The organism is Arthrobacter sp. Soil_C_60 (assembly GCF_057656375.1).
In genome coordinates this window covers 33,899-49,019 of record NZ_JBDGKM010000017.1, presented here as the reverse complement: position 1 = coordinate 49,019, position 15,121 = coordinate 33,899, and the positions used below count along the sequence as shown (strand labels likewise).

12 protein-coding genes are annotated in these 15,121 nt (G+C 64.5%); 11 read left to right on the top strand and 1 reads right to left on the bottom strand.

Translation table 11 applies throughout. From position 1 onward, the window contains the following. The first annotated feature begins 7 nt into the window (after window positions 1-7). Window positions 8-778 carry an imidazole glycerol phosphate synthase subunit HisF gene (gene hisF, locus AC3A4M_RS21935; protein WP_139003675.1) on the top strand — a complete coding sequence of 257 codons (771 nt, stop codon included), beginning with the start codon at window positions 8-10 and terminating at the stop codon, window positions 776-778. Window positions 779-796: 18 nt separating this feature from the next. On the opposite strand, the gene AC3A4M_RS21930 is transcribed toward hisF, so the two are convergent. Next, complete coding sequence (locus AC3A4M_RS21930; protein WP_498731885.1) at window positions 797-1,441, bottom strand: TIGR03085 family metal-binding protein; 645 nt, start codon at window positions 1,439-1,441, stop codon at window positions 797-799. 108 nt (window positions 1,442-1,549) lie between these two features. Between AC3A4M_RS21930 and hisI the strand changes: the two genes are divergently transcribed. The 10 genes from hisI (at window position 1,550) to AC3A4M_RS21880 (ending at window position 15,103) form a co-directional block, all read left to right on the top strand. After that, on the top strand, window positions 1,550-1,987 hold the full coding sequence (gene hisI / locus AC3A4M_RS21925) for a phosphoribosyl-AMP cyclohydrolase (protein WP_498738628.1): 438 nt from the start codon (window positions 1,550-1,552) through the stop codon (window positions 1,985-1,987). Further along, window positions 1,987-3,558 (top strand): anthranilate synthase component I, encoded by a 1,572-nt coding sequence (locus tag AC3A4M_RS21920; RefSeq protein ID WP_498738626.1) that lies wholly within the window; start codon window positions 1,987-1,989, stop codon window positions 3,556-3,558. Before hisI ends, AC3A4M_RS21920 begins: the two co-directional genes overlap by 1 nt. Further along, window positions 3,558-4,172 carry a Trp biosynthesis-associated membrane protein gene (locus AC3A4M_RS21915; protein ID WP_498738624.1) on the top strand — a complete coding sequence of 205 codons (615 nt, stop codon included), beginning with the start codon at window positions 3,558-3,560 and terminating at the stop codon, window positions 4,170-4,172. Before AC3A4M_RS21920 ends, AC3A4M_RS21915 begins: the two co-directional genes overlap by 1 nt. A gap of 90 nt (window positions 4,173-4,262) precedes the next feature. Then, on the top strand, window positions 4,263-4,544 hold the full coding sequence (locus AC3A4M_RS21910) for an HGxxPAAW family protein (protein WP_498738622.1): 282 nt from the start codon (window positions 4,263-4,265) through the stop codon (window positions 4,542-4,544). A 2-nt stretch (window positions 4,545-4,546) separates the two neighbouring features. Beyond that, entirely contained in the window at window positions 4,547-5,374 is an 828-nt protein-coding gene (gene trpC, locus AC3A4M_RS21905) for an indole-3-glycerol phosphate synthase TrpC (protein WP_498738620.1), read from the top strand. Window positions 5,375-5,464: 90 nt separating this feature from the next. Then, window positions 5,465-6,790, top strand: a complete 1,326-nt coding sequence (gene trpB / locus AC3A4M_RS21900) for a tryptophan synthase subunit beta (protein WP_498731891.1) — start codon at window positions 5,465-5,467, stop codon at window positions 6,788-6,790. After that, window positions 6,787-7,590 (top strand): tryptophan synthase subunit alpha, encoded by an 804-nt coding sequence (gene trpA / locus AC3A4M_RS21895; protein ID WP_498738618.1) that lies wholly within the window; start codon window positions 6,787-6,789, stop codon window positions 7,588-7,590. The genes trpB and trpA overlap by 4 nt, the downstream gene beginning before the upstream one ends. 40 nt (window positions 7,591-7,630) lie before the next feature. Further along, window positions 7,631-8,731, top strand: coding sequence for a prolipoprotein diacylglyceryl transferase (lgt, locus tag AC3A4M_RS21890; protein WP_498738617.1), 1,101 nt, complete (start codon window positions 7,631-7,633; stop codon window positions 8,729-8,731). A 284-nt stretch (window positions 8,732-9,015) separates the two neighbouring features. Next, entirely contained in the window at window positions 9,016-13,644 is a 4,629-nt protein-coding gene (gltB, locus tag AC3A4M_RS21885) for a glutamate synthase large subunit (RefSeq protein ID WP_498738615.1), read from the top strand. Further along, window positions 13,637-15,103, top strand: a complete 1,467-nt coding sequence (locus tag AC3A4M_RS21880) for a glutamate synthase subunit beta (protein WP_498738613.1) — start codon at window positions 13,637-13,639, stop codon at window positions 15,101-15,103. The genes gltB and AC3A4M_RS21880 overlap by 8 nt, the downstream gene beginning before the upstream one ends. Window positions 15,104-15,121: the final 18 nt, after the last annotated feature.

Genomic DNA, 15,121 nt, shown 5'->3' with positions numbered 1-15,121 from the left:
AGTACAAGTGTCTGTAGCAATCCGCGTCATTCCCTGCCTTGACGTCGACGCCGGCCGGGTAGTCAAGGGCGTCAACTTCGAAGGCCTGCGCGACGCCGGGGATCCGGTTGAATTGGCACACCGCTATGACCGTGCCGGGGCCGACGAACTGACCTTTCTGGATGTGACCGCCTCTTCCGGCAACCGCGAGACGACGTTCGACGTCGTTGCGCGCACCGCGGAGGAAGTTTTCATCCCGCTGACGGTCGGCGGGGGTGTCCGCAGCGTCGCCGACGTCGACAGGCTGTTGCGCTTCGGTGCCGACAAGGCGTCGATCAACACCGCGGCCGTGGTCCGCCCGGAGGTCATCGACGAGATTACCAACCACTTCGGCTCGCAGGTCCTGGTGTTGTCGCTGGATGCCCGGCGGACGGCTGATTCCTCAGTGCCATCCGGCTTCGAGGTCACGACGCACGGCGGCAGGCAAGGCACCGGCATTGATGCGGTGCAGTGGGCCAAGGAAGCCGCCGACCGCGGGGTAGGAGAAATTCTGCTGAACTCCATCGACGCCGACGGCACCAAAGAAGGCTTCGACCTCGAGATGATCCGGACCGTGCGTGCCGCGGTGCAGGTTCCGCTGATCGCCTCCGGCGGCGCTGGCAAGCCCGAGCATTTCCCGCCGGCGGTGGCGGCCGGTGCCGATGCCGTCTTGGCCGCGTCCGTGTTCCATTTCGGACCCGATGATGCCATCGCCCAGGTGAAGAACGCTATTCGCGCCGCAGGCTACCCGGTGCGCTGAGACCGGACGTGTCCGGAGTCAGAGACCGATTTCGGCGCTCTGCAGCAATGCGACGGCGTCCGGCTGGCCTTCGAAAGTTACGAGGGCGTGCTGGGTACGTCCATGTGCGTGCATGAGCAGTTCCCCGGGCTCTCCGACGATCGCTACCGACACCGGGGCACGCTTCGCAACGTGCCGGGGGCCATCGGGGCGCACCAGCACGATGCCCAGATCCACCCCGCGGTACAGGAGGGCGGCCCGCTTGATCAGGTCGTCCCACAAGGCGTTGGAGTATTCCTCATCCAAAGCGCGCGGTGCCCACCGGGTGGTGGCACGCCGGACGTCTTCGGTATGCACAAAGTATTCAATAAGATTCGCGGCGGCATCCACCGACTTGAACTTCAGCGGCGAGAGGCGGGGCGGGCCGGCGCGGAAGGCCTTGACCAATTTGCTGTAGCCCGCTGTTCCCCGGGACTTGTCCGCCAGCTTTTTGGTCGCTTCGTCCGAAACCTTCGACAAGGGCTTGAAGGCCATGCCCAGTTGGGCCGTCAACCGGTGTTCGCGCAGATACAGATGCGCCGCCAGTTCGGCAGTCCGCCAGCCTTCACAGAGCGTGGCGGAGTCCGGGCCGGCTGCTAGCAGAGTCTCGGCCAGAACTTCACGGGACGGGTCAACGAAATGCATCAATCCTGAACCTAGCATGAAGCGGCCATTTTTGGGCCGCCCATAACGTTGTGTGGCCTCGTTGGCGCGCGGCAAGCGGCCCACTGCCGAAGCACTAGACTTGAAGGGATGTCCTCCCAGCCTGAAACCCAGAACGTATCCTTGGCCGGCGCCGGCAGCGAATCCCTGCCCTCCGCCGTTGCAGACCTGCTCAAGCGTGATGCAGCCGGCCTCGTCGCCGCGATCATCCAGCAGCATGACACCTCCGAAGTGCTCATGCTGGGCTGGATGGATGACGAGGCGCTGCGCCGGACGCTCTCCTCCGGGAGGGTGACGTTCTATTCGCGGTCACGCCAGGAGTATTGGCGCAAGGGCGATACGTCCGGGCACGTGCAGTGGGTAAAATCCGTTGCGCTCGACTGCGACGGCGACGCCCTCCTGATCCAGGTCGACCAGGTCGGCGCAGCCTGCCACACCGGCACCAGGACCTGCTTCGATGGCCGCAGTGTCGACGTCGTTGTTGGAAACCGTGCCATAGAAGAACCGCTAGCGAAAGAAAACAAGTAATGCAGGACCTTGGTGTCATCAGCCCCACGCTGGAGGAGTTCCGCTCCCTTGCCCGCGACCGGCGGGTTATCCCGGTCTCCCTCAAGGTGCTCGCTGATGACCAGACACCCATCTCCCTTTACCGCAAGCTCGGCGGCGGGCAGTCGGGAACATTCCTGCTTGAGTCCGCTGCAGTGGGCGGGGTCTGGTCCCGCTACTCGTTCATCGGAACCCATTCCAAGGCCACGCTGACCAGCAAGGACGGCCAGGCGCACTGGCTGGGGGAGCCGCCGGCCGGCGTACCGCTGGACGGCAATCCGGTGGAGGCGCTGCGCCAGACGGTGGAGGCGCTGCGCACCGAACGTTTTGACGGGCTCCCGCCGTTGACGTCCGGACTCGTGGGCTTCGTGGGTTGGGAAGCGGTGCGTCGTTGGGAAAAGCTGACGAGCCCGCCCGAAGAGGACCTTCCGTTGCCGGAGCTGGCCATGTGCCTGGTCACGGATATGGCCGTCCACGACAACGCCGAAGGGACCGTTACCCTGATCGCCAACGCCATCAATTTCGATGGCAGCGACGAGCGGGCGGACGATGCCTGGCGCGACGCGGTTGAGCGCGTCCGCCGGATGCTGGCCCAGCTCAATGAGCCGCTGGTCCAGCAGATTTCCGTACTGGAGAACAGTGCGCTGTCGACCGATGAGCTGATGGACTCCGTCACGCACAGCTGGGCCGAAGAGCAATACCTGGCGGCTGTGGACCGGGGCAAGGAAGCGATTGTCGACGGCGAAGTCTTCCAGGTGGTGATTTCGCGCCGGTTTGAAACGGAGTGTTCGGCCTCGGCGCTGGACGTCTACCGGGTGCTGCGCAACCTCAATCCGAGCCCCTACATGTACCTGTTCAGCCTGGAAGACGCCGAGGGCAACGCCTACTCCATCGTCGGGTCTTCGCCCGAGGCGCTGGTCACGGTGACCGGGGACGAAGTCATTACGCACCCGATCGCAGGATCCCGCCCGCGCGGCAAAACCGTGGAACAGGACCGCGAGCTCGCAGAAGAGCTGCTCGCCGACCTGAAGGAGCGCGCCGAGCACCTGATGCTCGTGGACCTGGCGCGGAACGACATCTCGAAGGTCTGCGATCCGGGCACCGTGGATGTCAGCCAGTTCATGGAGGTGGAGAAATTCAGCCACATCATGCACCTCGTTTCCACCGTGGTCGGCAGGCTCTCTGACGATAAGTCGGCCTACGACGTGCTGGCCGCTACTTTTCCGGCAGGCACGCTCTCCGGTGCACCGAAACCGCGGGCCCTGCGTCTGCTGGACGAACTCGAACCGCACCGCCGCGGCATCTACGGCGGCGTAGTGGGCTATCTGGACTTTGCCGGTGACATGGACATGGCTATTGCCATCCGTTCCGCCCTGCTGCGCGATGGCCGCGCCTATGTTCAGTCGGGCGGCGGAATCGTGGCGGACTCGGATCCCGCAAAGGAAGCCATCGAATCCGTGAACAAGGCCGCGGCTCCGCTGCGCGCGGTGACCTTGGCCACCCGGCTGCATGCCGCCGATCCGGCAGCCATCGTCACCGGTGAAGGCAACTGATGGCTGAGCGGACCGAAGTGAAGCCACCGTCGCGGTGGCAGCGCAAGAGCACCGTAGTGATGGCTTCCATTCTGGCCTCGCTGGCTGCCTTCGGCGCCACTACCCAGACCTGGCTCAACGTGAGGCTGCCGCAGAGCACGGTGCAGACGCCGGACCTAAGCGTGGCCGGCAGCGAGGCCGCCATCGCGGTCACGGCGCTGGCGTTGGTAGGACTGGCCGCGGCACTGGCGGCGTCCATCGCCGGGCGGATTGCCAGAATTGTCATTGCCGTGCTGCTGGCGTTGGCCGGCGCCGGCATCGCACTCTCCAGCTACCAGGTCATCGCGGATCCGACTGGTGCGGCCTCAACCGCCATTGGGGAGGCCACAGGACAGGTCGGGCAGGCCGCCGAAATCACTTCCACGATGTTTCCCGTACTGGCGATGGTGGCGGGTCTCCTGATGGCCGCTTGCGCGGTATGGCTGGTGCTCGCCGGCCGCCGCTGGCAGGCCAGCAGGAAGTACACCAGCGCGACCGTTCGGCAGGCGGACGGTTCGCCGTCCGACCGGGGCGGTCCTGTGGACGAGATCGACAGCTGGGACCAGCTCAGCCGCGGCACGGATCCCACAGACTAGGGGACAGGGCGGGCCTAAAGTCATACTGGCCGGTCCGCCGAAAATCAATGGCAGAATATAGTCAGTACCGTTTCTTCAGGGAGTTAGATAATGGGCAATCACGCCACCGTCACCGAGAAATCATCCAATGAGCAGGCCGTTGCCAGCATCCACGACGAAGTCATTGGCCACGGAAACAGCCCGGCGGCCTGGACCTGTGTCCTGATCATGATCGTAGGCAGCATAGTCTCCGGTATCGGTTTCGTCATGGCTTCGCACCTGTTTTTCTGGAGCGGCGTTGTTGTCATGTTCATCGGCTTGATCGTTGGCTGGATCATGAAGAAGGCCGGCTACGGCGTGGACGGCGACAAGCTCATGAACAGCGGTCACTGAGAGTGACTGTTCTCGACGACATCATCGTTGGGGTCAGGGAAGATCTTGAAGCCCGTCGGGCGGAACTTCCGCTGGAGCAGCTGACGGAACGCGTTTCCGCCGCGGCTGCGCCGCGTGACGCCTATGCCGCCCTCGGCGGCCCGGCCAGCCCTCGAATTGAACTCAAGGTGATTTCCGAGGTCAAGCGCAAGAGTCCGTCCAAGGGCGAGCTGGCGCAGATCACAGACCCGGCCGAACTGGCACGCCGCTATGAAAAAGGCGGTGCGGCAGTTATCAGCGTGTTGACGGAGCAACGCCGCTTCGGCGGGTCGCTCGCGGATCTGGATGCCGTGCGCGACGCCGTCAACATTCCGGTCCTGCGCAAGGACTTCACGGTGGACGAATACCAGATCTGGGAAGCGCGGGCACATGGTGCGGACCTCGTCCTGCTCATCGTCGCTGCGCTGGAAGATTCCCAGCTGCGCGCGTTCCTGGACCTGACGCACCGTTTGGGCATGAACGCTCTGGTGGAAACACATACAGCCGAGGAGATTGAACGTGCCGTTGCCGTCGGTGCCCGGATCATCGGGGTCAACGTGCGCAATCTCAAGACGCTGGACGTGGACCGTTCCATCTTCTCCTCGCTGGCCGAAAAGATTCCGTCGGAGGCGGTCATCGTGGCCGAATCCGGTGTGCGCAACGCCGACGACGTTGCCGACTACGCGGCGAACGGCGCCGATGCGGTGCTGGTCGGCGAGGCACTGGTGATCGGCAACGCACCGGAGAAAGCCGTCGCCGATTTCGCTGCAGCCGGTGCCCGGGCAATCGCGGACCGCGGCCAGGGCAGCTAACACAAGCAATACCTTCTCGGCGGCAGGCCCGGCTCTTCAGGTTCCGGGCCTGCCGCCGAAAGGTTCGAAACAGACAGGACGGCCCAGGCCATGACGCAGAGCCCCGAGACGCCCGACGCCGGCGAAAAGCCGGACGCGGCAGATGCATTCCTTTCCGGCGGAAGCCTCCGCCATGCCCCCGGTCCCTACTTCGGCAACTACGGCGGGCGCTGGATGCCCGAATCCCTGATCGCCGCACTTGATGAACTGCAGGACACGTTCGACAAGGCCAAGGCCGATCCGGAGTTCATCGCCCAGGTGGCGGAGCTGAACCGGAACTACTCAGGCAGGCCGTCACTGCTGACGGAGGCCAAGCGGTTTTCGGCCCATGCCGGCGGCGCCCGGATCTTCCTCAAGCGCGAAGACCTGAACCATACCGGCTCCCACAAGATCAACAACGTGCTGGGCCAGGCCCTGCTGGCCAAGCGGATGGGCAAGACCCGCATCATCGCCGAAACCGGCGCAGGACAGCACGGCGTGGCAAGCGCGACGGCGGCGGCACTCCTCGGCCTCGAGTGCGTTGTTTACATGGGTGCCGAAGACACGCGGCGCCAGGCACTGAACGTCGCCCGGATGGAACTGCTCGGCGCCACGGTTGTCCCTGTCACCGCCGGCTCCCAAACCCTGAAGGACGCCATCAACGAGGCGCTGCGTGACTGGGTTGCCAATGTCCACACCACGCACTATCTGTTGGGCACTGCCGCCGGAGCCCACCCGTTCCCCGCGTTGGTGCGCTACTTCCATGAGGTCATCGGCGACGAGGCGCGCGAGCAGATCCTCGCCCAGACCGGCCGGCTTCCGGACGCAGTGTGCGCATGTATCGGCGGCGGATCGAACGCCATCGGCATTTTCCACGGCTTCCTGGACGATCCTTCGGTGGAACTTTACGGCTTTGAAGCAGGCGGCGAGGGCGTCGACACTGACCGCCATGCAGCCACCATTACACTCGGCCGTCCCGGGGTTCTCCACGGCGCCAGGTCCTACCTCATGCAGGATGAAGACGGCCAGACCATCGAGTCCCACTCCATCTCGGCGGGCCTGGACTACCCGGGCGTCGGTCCGGAACATTCCTACCTCTCGGACATCGGACGTGCCAAGTACGAACCCGTGACCGACAGCGAAGCCATGGACGCCTTCCGGCTGCTTTGCCGCACCGAAGGCATCATTCCGGCCATCGAATCCTCGCATGCACTCGCCGGTGCCCTCCGGGTCGGCAAGAAGCTCACTTCCGGCAAGGAGAACCCGCAGGACGTCATCATCGTCGTCAACCTCTCCGGCCGTGGAGACAAAGACGTGGCTACCGCAGCGGAATGGTTCGACTTGCTGGACGGAAACTCGCCGGAAGCCGAAATCGGCGCTGAAGGAGAACAACTGTGAATTCTGCCGCCATCACCAGCAAATCAGCTGCCGCGATCGAGAAGGCACGCTCGGAGGGCCGTACCGCGCTGGTCGGCTACCTGCCCGCCGGCTACCCCGATGTGCAGGGCACCATTGACGCCGCCGTCGCACTGGCCGAAAACGGTGCCGATGTGATCGAGATCGGGATCCCGTACTCGGATCCCGTCATGGACGGCCAGGTCATCCAGGCCGCCACCGTGCAGGCCCTCGCAAACGGATTCCGTGTCCACCAGGTGTTCGACATCGTGGCCGGCATTACCGCCCGCTGCGAGGCTGCCGTCCTCGTCATGACCTATTGGAACCCGGTCATGCGCATGGGAGTCGACGAGTTTTCCCGGCGCCTGGCGGAGGCCGGGGGAGCAGGCCTGATCACCCCAGATCTGATCCCGGACGAAGCAGCCGAATGGTTCGAAGCGTCGGACAAGTACGGACTGGACCGGGTCTTCCTGGTGGCCCCCTCGTCGACGCCGGAACGCATGGCCATGACCGTCAAGGCCAGCCGCGGATTCGTCTACGCCGTGTCCATCATGGGCGTGACGGGCGCACGTGACAGTGTCAGCAGCGCTGCGCAGCAGGTCGTCGAGGCTGCCCACGCGGCCGGCGCCGAGCGCGTCTGCGTCGGCCTGGGCGTTTCGAAGGCCGAACACGTCCGCGAAATCGGCGCCTACGCCGAGGGCGCCATCGTCGGAACCGCGCTGGTCGCCACACTGGGCGCCGAGGGCGTGGAAGCCGTGGGCAAACTCGCGGCGGAACTGCACAGCGGTACCGCCAAAAACTGATCCTCCGCCGCCACCAAAGCCGAACAAAGGACCGCTACCGGTGCAGACGACTACTTCCCTTGTGATCCCGGCGTCGATTCCGAGTCCGGACTGGTCCGGGTTCAGCATCGGCCCGCTGACCATCCACGCGTACGCCTTGTGCATCCTCGCCGGCATTGTCGCGGCTTTGTGGCTGACGGACCGCCGCTGGAAGGCAAGGCAGGGACCTGAAGGGGTGGTCTGGGACATTGCCATTTGGGCAATTCCCTTCGGCATCATCGGCGGGCGGCTCTACCACGTCTTCTCGTCGCCGGACGCCTACTTCGGTCCGAATGGTGACCTGGGCCTGATCCCGCAGATCTGGTTGGGCGGCCTTGGTATTTGGGGAGCCGTGGCACTGGGCCTGCTCGGCGCATGGATCGGCTGCCGCCGGGCAGGCGTCAAACTGACCGCGTTTATGGACGCCGCCGCTCCAGGCGTGCTGCTGGCCCAAGCCATCGGCCGCTGGGGAAACTGGTTCAACCAGGAACTGTTCGGCAGCCCCACCGACCTGCCCTGGGGCCTGGAAATCGATGCCGACCATGCCAATTTCCCGCCCGGCGTCGAACCGGGCACGCTGTTCCACCCGACGTTCCTTTACGAATCGCTCTGGAACCTGGCCGGCGTTGCCCTGCTGCTGCTGATCGATAAGCGCTTCAAACTCCGCCGCGGGATGCTCTTCTGGCTATACGTCGCGTACTACACGCTGGGCCGCGTCTGGATCGAAATGATGCGCATCGACGATGCGGAAATGATCACGCTCTTCGGCGTGACGCAGCGTTTGAATGTCTGGACCTCGCTGCTGCTGTTGGTGGCCGCGCTCGTCATATTTGTCCTGCTGTCCCGGAAACCGCGGACTCCCGAGACTGACTCCGTCTACCTGTCCGGCCGCGAGCCAGCGGCAGAAATAGACCCCCAGAACGACGGCGGTGCTTCCGCCGCCTCCCGTGACGCGGGCACCGGCGGTGTTAACACAACAGAAACCGGAAAGAAAAAAACGGACAAAAACGTGTCCGGGGCCACCGGGCGTGTTAGTGTCTCTGAGAATCCTTCGGAGACAGGAAAATCCTCTGCGTCCGGCACCAGCGGCACGACTGGGCCCGCGGACTCCGAAGGCAAATAGCGCCCCCCGGGCCACCGCCCGGTGAGTTGCAGCATCTGTGCCGACCACACTGATGTGGAATCTCCGTTAGATATCCGTCAACCAGTGCGGGTGCAGCGGGTATGACTGCGCTTCTGTCCGGTTTTTCCGGAATCAGCAAAATTGTTATGCACCAACCGTGCTGCATAACGTGGGCTAGGTCATACAATTTCCAGTACTAAAGTACGGCCTCGTGCAAGCTGCCGTGCTGCGGGGCCAACGGCGTCCCCTTCTCGAGTTCCACTTACGGGAGAAGGAAAACCGTTATGACTCCTCCGTTCAACGGATCCAGTACACCACGCAACTTCGGCGGCGGGAATGGCAGCGCGCAGGTCGCTTCGCCGTTTACCCGTTTCGCCGCCTATCCTGAACGCGCGGGCCTCTACGACCCCGCCAATGAGAAAGATGCCTGTGGACTGGCAGTTATTGCCACCCTGCGCGGCGAACCCGGCCACGACATCGTCGATGCAGCCCTGACCGCCCTGCGCAACCTCGAACACCGCGGTGCGGTGGGCGCGGATGAAGGTACCGGGGACGGAGCAGGATTGCTCACGCAGATCCCGGACGAGTTCTTCCGTGCCGTGACCGGATTTGAGCTCCCGCGCGCCGGCGAGTACGCCGTCGGAACTGCCTTCCTCCCGAACGAAGAGGCCGAAGCCGAGGTAGCCCAGGCCGGACTGGAATCGCTGGCCGAAGAAGAAGGCCTCGTGGTCCTGGGCTGGCGCGAAGTCCCGATTGTCTCGGACCTTGTCGGCGCCATGGCACGGGCCTGCATGCCGCACTTCGTGCAGCTTTTCCTGGGGATGGATCCCCGCGGCGGTACGGATGTGTCGGAACTCGATGCCAAGGTCTTCCGCGTCCGGAAGCGTGCGCAGAACAAGTTCGGTGTCTACTTCCCGTCCTTGTCGTCCAAGACCATTGTGTACAAGGGCATGCTGACCACCGCGCAGCTGGAGCCGTTCTATCCGGACCTCTCGGACAGCCGCTTCAAGACCAAGCTGGGGATTGTCCACTCCCGCTTTTCCACCAACACGTTCCCATCGTGGCCGCTGGCCCAGCCGTTCCGCACCATTGCGCACAACGGGGAGATCAATACCGTCAAGGGCAACCGGAACTGGATGCGTGCCCGTCAGTCGCAGTTGAGCAATCCTGTTCTCGGGGACATTCCGGAAGAACTGTTCCCGATCTGCACCCCCGGGGCCTCGGATTCGGCTTCCTTCGACGAAGTCGCCGAGCTGCTGATGCTTTCCGGCAAGCCGATCACCCAGGCCATCATGATGATGATCCCGGAGGCCTGGGAGAACCACGCCACCATGGATCCTGAGCGTCGGGCGTTCTACCAGTACCACTCGATGCTGATGGAGCCGTGGGACGGTCCGGCAGCGGTGTCGTTCACTGACGGCAGGCTGGTAGGCGCGGTGCTCGACCGCAACGGTCTTCGGCCGGCCCGTTACTGGGTGACGGAGGACGGCCTCGTGGTGCTCGCTTCCGAAGTCGGCGTGGTCAACATCGAGCCGGAGCGGGTAGTCAGGAAGGGCCGGGTTTCGCCCGGCAAAATGTTCCTCGTCGACACCGAAGCCGGCCGCCTGATCGAGGATCAGGAGATCAAGTCCGAGATTGCCGCGGCGAACCCGTGGGGCGAATGGGTCAAGGACAACATGATCCGCCTCGAGGACCTGCCCGAGCGCGAGCACGTGATCCACACCCCGGCGTCAATCAACCGCCGCCAGCGCACCTTCGGCTACACCCACGAAGAGCTGCGGATCCTGCTGGGCCCGATGGCCCGCACGGGCGCGGAACCGCTGGGCGCCATGGGAACCGACACGCCGATAGCCGTGCTCTCCAAGCGGCCGCGGCTACTGTTCGACTACTTCGTGCAGTCCTTTGCCCAGGTCACCAATCCGCCGCTGGATGCCATCCGCGAAGAGCTCGTCACGAGCATGCGAGGTTCCATCGGCCCGGATGGCAACCTGCTGGCTACCGGCCAGGTCCGCGCCAAGCAAGTAGCGCTGAAATTCCCGGTCATCAACAATGATGAGCTGGCCAAGATTACTGCGCTCGAAACCGATGAGGGTGCCAAGGCCACGCTGAAAGTCCGCGGCCTCTACCGTCCCGACGGCGGCGAGTCGGAGTTGCGCGCCCGGCTGCAGGAGATCTGCGAAAAGGTCTCGGCTGCCGTCAACCGCGGCGTCAAATTCATCATCCTTTCCGACCGCGACTCGAATGCCCAGTGGGCACCGATCCCGTCGCTGCTGCTGACCAGCGCGGTCCACCACCACCTCCTCAAGAGCGCCAACCGCACCAAGATTTCCCTGCTGGTTGAGGCGGGCGACGTCCGGGAGGTGCATCACGTTGCCGTTCTGATCGGATACGGCGCCTCTGCGGTTAACCCGTATCTGGCGATGGAAAGCTGCGAAGAGCTGGTCCGCAACGGCGACATCCAGGGGGTGACTGAAACCGAGGCCGTCTACAACCTGATCAAGGGCTTGGGCAAGGGCGTCCTGAAAATCATGTCCAAGATGGGCATTTCCACCGTCGCGTCCTACTGCGGCGCGCAGACCTTCGAAGCCCTTGGCCTGGCACAGGGCATGGTAGACCAGTATTTTGCCGGCACCCAGTCCCAGCTCGGCGGGGTTGGCCTTGATGTCATCGCGGCCGAAACCGCGGCGCGGCATGCACAGGCCTACCCGAGCGACGGAATCGAAGATCCCCACCGTTCACTGGAGGTTGGCGGCGAGTACCAGTGGCGCCGTGAAGGACCTCCGCACCTGTTCAACCCGGAGACGGTTTTCCGGCTGCAGCACTCCACACGTGAGCGCCGCTACGACATCTTCAAGGCCTACACCCAGGGTGTGGATGACCAATCCAAAGAGCTGATGACCTTGCGCGGGCTGCTCAAGTTCAAGACCGGTAACCGTCCGGCCGTGCCGCTGGAAGAAGTCGAACCGGTAGCCAGCATCGTCAAGCGGTTCTCCACCGGCGCGATGAGCTACGGGTCCATCTCCAAGGAGGCCCACGAGACGCTGGCCATTGCCATGAACCGGCTCGGTGCCAAGTCGAACACCGGCGAGGGCGGCGAGGACGAGGACCGGCTGCTGGATCCGGAGCGCCGCTCCGCCATCAAGCAGGTGGCTTCCGGCCGGTTCGGCGTCACCAGCCTGTACCTGACCAACGCCGACGACATCCAGATCAAGATGGCCCAGGGTGCCAAGCCCGGCGAAGGCGGGCAGTTGATGAGCCAGAAGGTCTACCCCTGGGTAGCCCGGACACGGCACTCGACCCCCGGCGTCGGGCTTATTTCGCCGCCCCCGCACCACGATATTTACTCCATCGAGGATCTGGCGCAGCTGATCTACGACCTGAAACGGTCCAACCCGTCGGCCCGCGTGCATGTGAAGCTGGTGTCGGAGGTCGGGATCGGCACCGTGGCCGCGGGCGTCACCAAGGCGAAGGCCGACGTCGTGCTGATTTCAGGGCACGACGGCGGTACCGGCGCCAGTCCGCTGAACTCGCTCAAGCATGCTGGTGTTCCCTGGGAGCTTGGCCTGGCCGAGACGCAGCAGACGCTGATGCTCAACGGCCTGCGTGACCGCGTGGTTGTCCAGGTGGACGGGCAGCTCAAGACCGGACGTGATGTCGTGATCGCGGCGCTGCTCGGCGGCGAGGAATTCGGCTTCGCCACCGCGCCCTTGGTGGTTTCGGGCTGCATCATGATGCGGGTCTGCCACCTCGATACCTGTCCCGTGGGCGTGGCGACCCAGAACCCGGAGCTGCGCTCCCGGTTCACCGGGAAGCCGGAATTCGTTGTGAACTTCTTCGAGTTCATCGCCGAGGAGGTCCGCGAGATCCTGGCCGAACTGGGTTACCGCAGCTTGGACGAAGTCATCGGCCATTCCGAGCTGCTTGATGCCGGCAAGGCGATTGATCACTGGAAGGCCGACGGGCTGGACTTGGATCCGATCCTCCGCGGCTACCGTTTTGATGCCCACTCGCCGCTGCGCAACACGACGCAGCAGAACCACGAGTTGGACAAGCATTTCGACAACCAGCTGATTGCAATGAGCGCCGAGGCGCTGACCAACCGGGCGCCGGTGCGGATCAGCCTGGACATCGTCAACACCGACCGTTCCGTGGGGACCATGCTCGGTCACGAAGTCACCAAGCGTTTCGGCATCGACACCCTGGCCCAGGACACGATCGACGTAACCCTGATTGGCCAGGCCGGGCAGTCGCTGGGGGCCTTCCTGCCCGCCGGCATCACGCTGCGGCTGCTGGGCGATTCCAACGACTATGTGGGCAAGGGCCTCTCCGGCGGACGCATCATCGTCCGTCCGGACCGTGGCAACGTGTTCGCCGCCGAACGCAACGTGATCGCCGGAAACGTGATCGGCTACGGTGCCACCAGCGGCGAGATGTTCCTCCGCGGCCAGGTGGGCGAACGGTTCCTCGTTCGGAACTCGGGTGCCACCGCCGTCGTCGAGGGCATTGGCGACCATGGCTGCGAATACATGACCGGTGGAACGGCATTGATCCTGGGCCGGACCGGCCGGAACTTCGGTGCGGGCATGTCCGGCGGCGTGGCCTACGTGCTGGAGCTGGACCGGGCACGGCTGAACAAGCAGAGCATGGACAACAAGGAGTTGCTGCTGCTCCCGCTGGATGCCGAAGACCGCGAGACTGTTGGCGCGCTGATCAAGCAGCATGCGGAGGAGACCGGTTCCCGGTTGGCCGAGCAGCTGCTGCAGGATCTTGACGCAACCATTTCACGCATGACCAAGGTGCTGCCGCGGAACTACTCGGCCGTGCTGGAAACCCGGGCTACCGCTGAATCCGAGGGACTCGATCCCGACGGCGATGTTGTCTGGTCACGAATTTTGGAGGTAACCGGTGGCTGATCCACGCGGATTCATGAAGGTACGCGAACGCCAGACCCAGCCGAGGCGGCCGGTCCCGGTCCGCATTATGGACTGGAAGGAAGTGTACGAGGCGCAGGAAAAGGGCGTGCTGAAGGCCCAGGCCGGACGCTGCATGGACTGCGGCATCCCGTTTTGCCATCAGGGCTGCCCGCTGGGGAACCTGATTCCGGAATGGAACGATCTCACCTGGCGCGGCAAGGGACAGGAAGCGATCGAGCGCCTGCACGCCACGAACAACTTCCCGGAATTCACCGGGCGGCTGTGCCCGGCACCGTGCGAGTCGTCATGCGTCCTGGGGATCAACCAGCCTGCCGTGACCATCAAGCAGGTGGAGGTTTCCATCATCGACGAGGCTTTCGACAATGGGTGGGTTACGCCGCTGGCGCCGGAGCGTCTGACCGGACAGACCATCGCCGTCGTCGGTTCCGGCCCCGCCGGCTTGGCGGTTGCGCAGCAGCTGACACGGGCGGGACACACCGTCGCAGTGTACGAGCGTGACGACAAGGTCGGCGGCCTGCTCCGTTACGGCATCCCGGACTTCAAGATGGAGAAAGTCCATCTGGAGCGGCGTCTGGAGCAGATGCGTGCCGAGGGCACCCGTTTCCGCACCGGCATCGAGATCGGCAAGGACGTCAGCTGGGAGCAGCTGCGCCGCCGGTACGACGCCGTGGTGATCGCTACCGGCGCCACCGTGCCGCGGGACCTGGCGATACCCGGCCGCGAGCTGGACGGCGTCCACTTCGCCATGGAGTATCTGGTCCAGGCCAACCGTGTGGTGGCCGGCGAGAAGGTAGAGAACCAGATCGACGCGCGCGGCAAGCACGTGGTGATCCTCGGCGGCGGTGACACCGGAGCAGACTGCCTCGGTACGGCGCACCGCCAGCAGGCTGCATCGGTCACCACGCTGGCCATTGGCAAGCAGCCGCCGGCAGAGCGGGCCGCGCACCAGCCCTGGCCGACGTTCCCCACACTGTTCGAAGTGGCTAGCGCCCACGAGGAAGGCGGCGAGCGAACCTACCTTGCCTCCACCGTTGAATACCTGGGCGACGGCGACGGCAAGCTGCGCGCGCTGAAGGTCGCTGAGACCGAATTCGTGGACGGCAAACGCGTGCCCAAGGCAGGCACCGAACGTGAAATACCGGCAGATCTAGTCTTGCTGTCCCTCGGCTTCACCGGTCCGGAACCGGCAGGTATCGCGGAACAGGTGAAGGCAGAGTTCGACAGCCGCGGCAACGTGGTCCGGGACGGTTACTACATGACTAACACGGACGGCATCTTCGTGGCCGGTGACGCCGGCCGCGGCCAGTCACTGATTGTCTGGGCCATCGCCGAAGGCCGCGCCTGCGCTGCCGCCGTCGACAAGTGGCTGACCGGTCAGACGCGGCTGCCCGCGCCTGTGGCTCCGACCGACAGGCCGATAGCCGCACTGCCGATGTAATGAACCCGGCTGTACGCT

Coding starts and splice junctions, on each gene's coding strand:
- AC3A4M_RS21930 (WP_498731885.1), bottom strand. CDS start 1,441: ATGCATTTCGTTGACCCGTCCCGTGAAGTTCTGGCCGAGACTCTGCTA.
- hisI (WP_498738628.1), top strand. CDS start 1,550: ATGTCCTCCCAGCCTGAAACCCAGAACGTATCCTTGGCCGGCGCCGGC.
- AC3A4M_RS21920 (WP_498738626.1), top strand. CDS start 1,987: ATGCAGGACCTTGGTGTCATCAGCCCCACGCTGGAGGAGTTCCGCTCC.
- AC3A4M_RS21915 (WP_498738624.1), top strand. CDS start 3,558: ATGGCTGAGCGGACCGAAGTGAAGCCACCGTCGCGGTGGCAGCGCAAG.
- AC3A4M_RS21910 (WP_498738622.1), top strand. CDS start 4,263: ATGGGCAATCACGCCACCGTCACCGAGAAATCATCCAATGAGCAGGCC.
- trpB (WP_498731891.1), top strand. CDS start 5,465: ATGACGCAGAGCCCCGAGACGCCCGACGCCGGCGAAAAGCCGGACGCG.
- gltB (WP_498738615.1), top strand. CDS start 9,016: ATGACTCCTCCGTTCAACGGATCCAGTACACCACGCAACTTCGGCGGC.